The following is a 495-nucleotide window of genomic DNA, read 5'->3' on the forward strand; positions in this document are numbered from 1 at the left end:
TCCTCTTTCGGTTCTGGAAGCGCACAGCTAACCAGCTCCGCGAGAGGCCGTTAGTACTGCGACGGCGCCACCCACCGCGGCAGCGTCATGATTGCCGGAGAGCGCCTCGACCAATCGACACGCGAAGGTCTTGGCTTTCTCCTTGGGTATCGTGGTGACCACGGACATGCGTCCATGCGACCCTCGCTTTCGAATGATCCGGTGCCCCAGAAAGACGAACCCATCGTCGACGTGGGTGATATGGGTTTTGTCCATATTCAACGTCAATTTCAGGCGGCCTTCCAGGAAAGCGCGGCATTCTCCGCGGATTGCTTCGGCATGTGCCTTTGTCCCCTTGACGATGACGACAAAGTCATCGGCATAGCGGCAATAGGCGACAGCAGGTTTCCATTGCCGGTTCTCGCGAACCGTAATGGGGCGGCCCTGCTGTATGCCGAAGTTCCATGCCCAACGATCCTTACGGGCTTTCTCGCTCAGGTATTTCGCCTCCAGCCA

1 pseudogene is annotated in these 495 nt (G+C 58.2%); it reads right to left on the bottom strand.

The features are described 5' to 3' along the window. Positions 1–110 precede the first annotated feature (110 nt). Positions 111–495: pseudogene (locus AruPA_RS21440) on the bottom strand (reverse transcriptase domain-containing protein); the annotation flags it as partial.

The sequence above is a fragment of the Acidiphilium sp. PA genome (assembly GCF_026191915.1).
Lineage (GTDB): Bacteria > Pseudomonadota > Alphaproteobacteria > Acetobacterales > Acetobacteraceae > Acidiphilium.